We start from the raw sequence: 5,014 nt of genomic DNA, 5'->3' as shown, positions 1-5,014 counted from the left end.
GGTTTTTCTTAAGGAGGGGAAGGGCTCTTTCGGGGTTCTTCTCCTCCTTTTTTGTGCCTGGGCTCGTGCATTTGTGAAATCAGAAGGTTCCTAGAACCCGTAGTTGTACATCGCTCCGCCCGGGTACACGGTGCCGACGCCGTTGCGGTAGGCGTAGCCGCCGTACGCCGCGCCCTCCACGAAGGTCCAGCCGCCCAGGGTCCTGCCGTGCAGAGCGACGTACCACCCCGCAGCGTTGGGGTCGCTGTAGGCACGCAGGGCGAAGTGGACGTGGGCCCCGGTCGTGGAGCCGCCGGCGCAGAGACTGTTGCCCTGGCTGCCCAGGTAGTGACCGGTACCGACGTTGTTGCCGGGCAGCCACTGGTAGTTCTCCAAGTGGTAGTAGTCGGTGGAGTAACCGTTGTCGTGGATCACTCGCGTCCACCCGGTGCACAGGCTGTAGGCGTAACCGCCACGGGCCGCACGCACGGCGCCGTCACCGCCTGCGAAGTCCACCGAGCTGTACGGATGACCGGAGCTGAAGCTGTGCGGTCCGCTGGTCATGATCTGCGACGTACCGATGGCGAAGGGCAGGCCGACCCCGGTGTAGGCGGCGGTGGTGACCCCCTCGGGGTCGGTGGCGACCGCGACGGTCTCCCGCTCCTCCTCCGCCAGCAGCGTCGATGAGGCGAGGATCGAGGAGAACTCCTCGGTGCCCTCCAGACCGACCGCCCAGTCGCCTCCCCGGTACTCGGCGGAGAAGAGCCAGGCGTACGGACTCTCGTCCGAGCCCATCGGGGCGGTCACGATGGCGACTCCGAAGGCCGAGTCGCCGGAGGACTCGCGGATGTCGACGCGGACGTCGCGGTCCTGCGCGGCGAGCGTGGAGATCCCGGAACCGCGGAACTCCAGGACATCGGTGATCACCGCATCGGCCAGGACGTCCTCGGCCGAGGCACCCGCGCTCTCTCCGAGGAGGTCCGCGGTAGCGGCGGCGTCAACGGTGATCTCGACGTTGTCGGCCTCGACCAGGGCGGTGTCGGCCGCGACGGGGTGGGCGTTGAGGACGGAGGCGGCCAGGACGGCTGCCGCTGTCACGGTCAGTGTGCTTGCGCATCTGGCACGGGTTCCGGGCCGGAGGCGGAGGGGGGAAGCGGGGGAGGTCAACGGCGCTCCTGAAGGTGGCGAACGGGGGTCAACACGAAAGCACAAAGGTTTGATCGTGCGTCTACCGCAGAGTAACCAGCCGGTGACACTTGGACAAGGGGTGGAAGCGGCCTCTACTGGCGGAACGCGGTACCCGTGAACCCCGCTCCACGTCTTCGCGCCCCCGCGGTGCGCGCTCGACGGGGCCCCGTTCCCCAGGAGGGGGAACGGGGCCCGGCAGCACGGGGTCGCCGCTGCGTCAGCGTGCGCCTGAGCCCCTCCTCTCCAGGCCGAGGAGGAACTGCTTGCGCTCCAGGCCGCCCGCGTAGCCGGTCAGTGAGCCGTTCGCACCGATCACCCGGTGGCACGGCACGATGATGCTGACCGGGTTGCGTCCGTTGGCCATCCCCACCGCGCGGGAGGCCGTCGGCCTCCCCAGCTCCGCGGCGAGTTCCCCGTAGCTCGCCGTCTCCCCGTACGGAACCGTGGTCAGAGCCGCCCACACGTTCAGCTGCCACTCTGTCCCCGCCGGCGCCAGCGGCAGGTCGAACTCGCTCAGCTCCCCCGCGAAGTACGCCTCCAGCTGCCGTACCGCCTCGGTGAACGGCCCCGGATCGAAGACCCACCCCTCCGAGGAACTCCGGGGCCTGCCGTCCTTGCCCGGAGTGCGCACACCGCCCAGCGCCTCGCCGTCGCCGAACAGGGTCAGCTCTCCCACCGGCGAGTCCATCGTCGTGTACCGGGTCGGTCCGGGCAGGGGGGTGCGGAACTCCGCCGTCGTCCTCCTTCGCGGGGCCTGCGGCTCCACCTCCAGCGGCAGCATTCCCTCATCTGTGCTCATGCCAGTTCCTCTCCTGTCTCCACCAGTGACGCCCACAGCAGGTGTGTGGCGTAGGACCGCCACGGGCTCCACGCCAGGGCGTCCCGCGCGGCGGCCGCCGGCGTCGCCCTCCTGCCCTTGCTCTCCAGGGCCGACCGGACACCGAGATCCCCGTGCAGGAACACGTCTGGATCACCCAGGCCCCGCATCCGCACGTAACCCGCCGTCCACGGACCGATGCCGCGCAGCTCCACCAGGCGCCGCTCCGCCTCGTCCCGGTCGCATCCCGGACCCAGGTCGATCCGGCCCGAGGCGATCGCCTCGGCCAGTCCCGACAGGGCCCTCCCCCTCGCGACGGGGAGGGAGAACTCCGCCGGGTCGGCGTCGGCCAGTACGTCCGGGGAGGGGAACAGGTGAGTCAGCCCGCCGCCCGGTGACTCCAGGCCGGGTTTCAGGGGCTCGCCGAACCGCTCCACCAGCCGTCCCGCCAACGTGCGGGCGGCGCGCACCGACACCTGCTGCCCCAGTACGGCCCGGACAGCCAGTTCCGCGGGATCCATGTGACCTGGAGAGCGCATCCCCGGGTGGGCGGCCGCCACCGGCCCCAGCAACGGATCCCCGTCCAGAGCCTCGGCGACCGCGCGCGGATCGGCGTCCAGGTCGAGCAGCCCGCGGCAGCGGCGCACCGCGCTGGCCAGGTCGCGCGGCTCCGAAAGGTGTAGACGGCACAACACGTGCCCGGGCCTGGCCCCCGCCGACAACTCCACGACCCCGGGGCCGTGCGTCAGCGGAAGCGTCCTGCGATAGACCCCGTCACGGTACTCCTCCACGCCGGGCACCGCCCGGTCTCCGAGAAACCGCAGCATCGGCGCCAGAGCGACCGGCTCCCGGTAGGGCAGCCGCAACGTGATCGTCCCCGGCTCCCTGCGCCCAGCGGCCGGTGCGCGCCCCATGGCGCGCATCTCGGTGGGGGAGCGGTCGAACACCGCCCGCATCGTCTCGTTGAACTGGCGCACACTCGCGAACCCGGACGCGAAGGCCACGTCCGCCATCGGCATGTCCGTGGTCTCCACAAGCACCCGCGCGGTCTGCGCGCGCTCAGTGCGGGCCAGGGCCAGCGGCCCCGCGCCGACCTCAGCTGACAGCAGCCGGTTGAGCTGGCGTTCGCTGTAGCCGAGGGCGGCGGCCAGGGCGCCGACACCGCCCCGGTCCACGGCGCCGTCCTGAATGAGTCGCATCGCGCGACCCACCGCGTCGGCTCGCAGGTTCCACTCCGGAGAGCCCGGGGTCAGGTCGGGACGGCACCGCTTACAAGCACGGAACCCCGATTCCTGCGCGGCCGCGGCGGTGGGGAAGAACCGGGTGTTGGCCCGTTTCGGGGTGACGGCCGGGCAGCTCGGACGGCAGTAGATGCCGGTGGTGCGCACGGCCGTGTAGAAGGCCCCGTCGAAGCGGGCGTCCCTGCTGTGCACGGCGCGGTAGCGCTGGTCGTCGTCCATCACGACATCCATGTTCGCCGATGGGACGCACCAGAAGCTGGCGGTTTTCGGACATCGACTCCGAAGGGGTCAGGTGGCCCCGTTCTCCGGGGACGAGCGGCTTTCCGACCCGTGCTCCCCGTTGCCGGGCACGTCCTTCGCGGTCCCGCCGTGTTCGAGGAGGTACTGCACGTAGAACGGGCGTAGCGCCTCCTGGACCTCGGGGTCGGTCTCGGCGGCCAGCGCCTCGTAGACGAAGCCGGACAGTTGGGCGACGCTCGCCTCGCTGGCCTCCTCGTTGCCCGCGGCCGCCTCGGCGGCCGGGATCAGTCCGAGGAGTCGCCAGAAGAAGCGCAGGTCCCATCGCCGCTGCGCCAGTTCGATGGCGCGCTCCCGCAGGTTCTCTGTGCTGATCTGGTCGAATTCGGTGACATCGTCTCCCATGCTCGGAAGATACCCATCCCCGAGCCCGCCACCCGGTAGTGACCTGCGTTACGCTTCACACGAGTTCATCATCTCCTCCCCGCGCACCGGGGACCTCCCACAAGGAGGACCGGGCGTCCGGGGGAACGTTCGTGAGGGGTTTGCCATGGCCGAGGGCACAGCACGGGTCGTCGTCGCGAAACCGGGACTGGACGGGCACGACCGCGGTGTCAAGATCGTGGCCCGCGTACTGCGCGACGCCGGGGTGGAGGTCATCTACACGGGTCTGCGCCAGACCCCCGAGATGATCGTGGCCGCGGCCCTACAGGAGGACGCCGACGCGATCGGGCTCTCCGTGCTCTCGGGGGCCCACATGACCATGTTCTCCCGGGTGATGGAGCTGCTGAAGGAGAACGGCGCCGAGGACATCCGGGTGTTCGGGGGCGGGATCATCCCCGATTCCGACATCGCCGAGCTCGAACGCATGGGCGTGGCCAAGATCTTCACGCCGGGTGCTCCGACCGCGGACATCGCCGACTGGGTGCGTGAGAACGTCCGTCCGGCGCACGCTGCCTGACCGGAACCCCGCCCCGGAATCGGTGCGTGATGTTGGTCGCATCCACCGAAGAGTCCCGCCACGGGCGAAAAGGCGCCTTGTGGTGTTATCCACCGTGTCCCTCGTCACAGATTCTCCCACGCGGGAACTCCGGCGATGCCTCATGAGCGGCTTTTGGAGTGCCACGGGGCCGGCCGACACGGCCCCGGTGTCCGGTTGTCGGATTTCGGGCGACTAAGCTTTGCGCATGTCGCGGGTGGCAACGCCGCGGCGATCTCGATCTAGCGGCTCAGCCCACCGGGCTTTGCGTCGTGTGACACGTGTCAGCGGATCACAGCCGATCAGGACGAGGCCACCCCGGTAGACATCCTGAGCCAGCGAGTTACAAGGACGGACCCTCGTGGACCTGTTCGAATACCAGGCGAAGCAACTCTTCGCAGAGTACGGGGTCCCCGTACCCCAGGGAAAGGTGGCGAGCACGGCCGCTGAGGCGCGTGCCATCGCTGATGAGTTCGCCGCCGCAGACAAGCCCCGCGTCGTCGTCAAGGCGCAGGTCAAGACCGGTGGTCGTGGCAAGGCCGGTGGTGTGAAGGTCGCCGATGGTCCTGAGGA

At 69.8% G+C, this 5,014-nt stretch carries 6 protein-coding genes; 2 read left to right on the top strand and 4 right to left on the bottom strand.

Features of this window, described 5'->3' with window-relative positions; translation table 11 throughout:
• Nucleotides 1-90: 90 nt before the first annotated feature.
• The 4 genes from AC0T5L_RS26970 to AC0T5L_RS26955 all read right to left on the bottom strand — a co-directional run bounded on the left by AC0T5L_RS26970 (nt 91) and on the right by AC0T5L_RS26955 (nt 3,867).
• Nucleotides 91-1,146 carry a M23 family metallopeptidase gene (locus AC0T5L_RS26970; protein WP_476168309.1) on the bottom strand — a complete coding sequence of 352 codons (1,056 nt, stop codon included), beginning with the start codon at nt 1,144-1,146 and terminating at the stop codon, nt 91-93.
• A 238-nt stretch (nt 1,147-1,384) separates the two neighbouring features.
• Nucleotides 1,385-1,966: a methylated-DNA--[protein]-cysteine S-methyltransferase gene (locus tag AC0T5L_RS26965; RefSeq protein ID WP_476168308.1), complete on the bottom strand. Its 582-nt coding sequence runs from the start codon at nt 1,964-1,966 to the stop codon at nt 1,385-1,387.
• Entirely contained in the window at nt 1,963-3,456 is a 1,494-nt protein-coding gene (locus AC0T5L_RS26960) for an AlkA N-terminal domain-containing protein (protein WP_476168307.1), read from the bottom strand. Before AC0T5L_RS26960 ends, AC0T5L_RS26965 begins: the two co-directional genes overlap by 4 nt.
• A 57-nt stretch (nt 3,457-3,513) precedes the next feature.
• Nucleotides 3,514-3,867 carry a hypothetical protein gene (locus tag AC0T5L_RS26955; RefSeq protein WP_476168306.1) on the bottom strand — a complete coding sequence of 118 codons (354 nt, stop codon included), beginning with the start codon at nt 3,865-3,867 and terminating at the stop codon, nt 3,514-3,516.
• A gap of 145 nt (nt 3,868-4,012) precedes the next feature.
• Here AC0T5L_RS26955 and AC0T5L_RS26950 point away from each other — a divergent pair, with 145 nt between their 5' ends.
• On the top strand, nt 4,013-4,423 hold the full coding sequence (locus AC0T5L_RS26950) for a cobalamin B12-binding domain-containing protein (RefSeq protein WP_476168305.1): 411 nt from the start codon (nt 4,013-4,015) through the stop codon (nt 4,421-4,423).
• A 379-nt stretch (nt 4,424-4,802) separates the two neighbouring features.
• Nucleotides 4,803-5,014, top strand: a 212-nt coding sequence (locus AC0T5L_RS26945; RefSeq protein ID WP_476168304.1) for an ATP-grasp domain-containing protein, incomplete at its 3' end; no start/stop codon positions are given.

Source organism: Nocardiopsis sp. TRM 82005 (genome assembly GCF_056312425.1).
The sequence above is the reverse complement of the archived record's forward strand: the minus strand, read 5'-3'. Positions and strand labels throughout refer to the sequence as shown.